The sequence below is a fragment of the Yersinia sp. 1252 StPb PI genome, assembly GCF_048593885.1.
Taxonomy (GTDB): Bacteria; Pseudomonadota; Gammaproteobacteria; order Enterobacterales; family Enterobacteriaceae; genus Yersinia; species Yersinia enterocolitica_E.
On the sequence record NZ_JAZGQE010000324.1, the window covers coordinates 1 to 2,089 of the forward strand.

Sequence of the window (2,089 nt, forward strand, 5' to 3'; positions counted from 1 at the left end):
CGTTTCTAAGTTGGCATTCATTCTTTTTTCAAAAATGTCCGGGCTAATACCCAACGTCTTTATACTTTTATTATCAGGGTTGCGAGGTTCCTCTATAAGCACTTGAGGCGCGATTGATTTGGTCTTTTCTTCATGCTTATCAATTGTTTTTTCTGGTATAGTCGTTGTGACGGATGAGCGAGAGTTGGCTGATGTCAATATTGTCTCTTCCGGTATCGGGATTACCACAATAATCAAAAAGGTAAAAGCAACAACTGTACCAACAATAACCCCACTTGTTTTACTCACCCAGTATCGATGACCTTTATGAATGAAATATTTTGCTAAAAATTTAGCAATAATCACCCAGATTACTAGTGTTGCTATTAGTATTAATAGTTCTTTCATTTAGACTCCATTCACTATTATTTGGCTTTAATCTGTTTACCACTCTGAATATTTAAGGTGGATTTAATATTGAATTAACTCAGAATTAAAGTCTGTTTTGTTGTGATATACCATCCCATAACAGCAGAGATCTACCATAGATCTCCGTCCCAGTCATTGAATTATCGTTATTTGAGCTTGTGCTGATATTGCCTGTCCGGTTCCAGCAGACAAACGACTTGCTGTCATTGAAAGTTTTACCGGTGTGTGGTGGAACATCCCGCAGTCATAAGTTGTATGATCCGGTATAGTCTAAGTCCCGCCAGAATGTTAGCTTTCTACAGAAAGTACCGATACTTCGATCCACTAGATAAATATTTCAAATGAAAAGCCACCGGCTTATAAGGCCAGTGGCTTAAACTCGTAGGTGGTTAAAATCGCTGATGAGTATCCTTCTTTGGATACTTAATCGAATACGCCATTTATTACTGATGCAACAATCGCTGTACTTAATGCAATAAGTACTAAGTCATTGCCAACTATACGCCACTCATATCCTGGGTAAGAAGGTAGCTGCCCCAGTAAAGATGCAGGGACTGCTTTCTTAGCGATGCCTGGTGGGAGCGGCTTACCCCGTGCCAGATTTTTAGCGATACCGGGAGGTAATGACTGATAACCAGTCAATCCGTAATTAACAGCTAATGGGCGCACACGGTCATAGGTTAGATTCACTGAAACTAAATTATCACTACCATTTTTAGCTTTATTCCCCTTATTAGCGGGCCCATTGCCCCCACTATTACCGTGGTTTCCGCCACTGTTTCCGTGTCCACCGCCATTCCCATTACCGGGATTAGCTATGGAAGGAGCTGAAGATAACGCTAGAGAAGCAATCAGCGCTAATGCGATCACAGACAAACGGTGCTTAAACATTTTCTATTACCTTTGCTAGTCGCTATATATAGATTAAATCTAGCTAATCCTATCTATATAAGCCATATAAAATGGTCTTATTTCATACAATGAGCGGTAGCTGTTAAATACTAAACCTAAGAACACCACCATTAGCAAGATAACTAATAGACGTCGCACCATATTTTGATCCCCCACCTTTTGGTGAGACAATTATTCAGGCATGAGGAATATCCTCATGATTTCCATATTGATGTTTATTTGCTATAAGAGTTAACTGAACGCACATATTGAGATAGAGGACCCTGTTATGCTCATTTATGATGTTTTTGGTCGCCGTTTGGGTGTTAAAAGTGTTGCCAATGAATGGCAGCTATTCCGAGTAGATTGCAATGAGGGGAAATCATCTCGAATATATGACGTCATTATTCCTTCATTTTTGACTGAGGAAGAAATAGCTGGGTGGTTAGCTGATATCTACCATGAAGCCGCGAGTGAAAAACACCCCGATGTAAAAAGGATAAAATGAGTCACTACAAGGGATGTTGGATAGAAATAATTGCCGCCACGGAACAAATACCACCAGCCAAGCTAGCCTTAACTTTTGCGGTCATTTATACCTCGGCCTCGACTTTTTTTAATGCTTTACCAATTACCTCAACAGCCGCTGGGCGTTTATCCCCGTATCACTTTCCTACATGGGTATACGTTTAGGTATGCGACACGGATCTTAACTCAATTTTTATCAAAAAATACAATATATTCAAACTCCCAAAAACATAATAACGAACTCTTTTTATTAGTTAAAAGG

3 protein-coding genes are annotated in these 2,089 nt (G+C 39.6%); 1 reads left to right on the top strand and 2 read right to left on the bottom strand.

The features are described from left to right. Together V2A85_RS23170 and V2A85_RS23175 are read right to left on the bottom strand one after the other, a co-directional pair. On the bottom strand, positions 1-387 hold a 387-nt coding region (locus V2A85_RS23170), incomplete at its 3' end, for a hypothetical protein (RefSeq protein ID WP_420072496.1). Between the two features lie 444 nt (positions 388-831). Next, positions 832-1,299 (bottom strand): anti-virulence regulator CigR family protein, encoded by a 468-nt coding sequence (locus tag V2A85_RS23175; RefSeq protein ID WP_420072497.1) that lies wholly within the window; start codon positions 1,297-1,299, stop codon positions 832-834. Positions 1,300-1,588: 289 nt separating this feature from the next. Between V2A85_RS23175 and V2A85_RS23180 the strand changes: the two genes are divergently transcribed. After that, a complete protein-coding gene (locus V2A85_RS23180; protein ID WP_372559706.1) occupies positions 1,589-1,807 on the top strand; it encodes a DUF7661 family protein in 219 nt (72 codons plus the stop codon). Positions 1,808-2,089: the final 282 nt, after the last annotated feature.

Excerpts from the sequence above, each read along its gene's own strand:
- V2A85_RS23175 (WP_420072497.1), bottom strand. The coding sequence starts at position 1,299 with ATGTTTAAGCACCGTTTGTCTGTGATCGCATTAGCGCTGATTGCTTCT.
- V2A85_RS23180 (WP_372559706.1), top strand. The coding sequence starts at position 1,589 with ATGCTCATTTATGATGTTTTTGGTCGCCGTTTGGGTGTTAAAAGTGTT.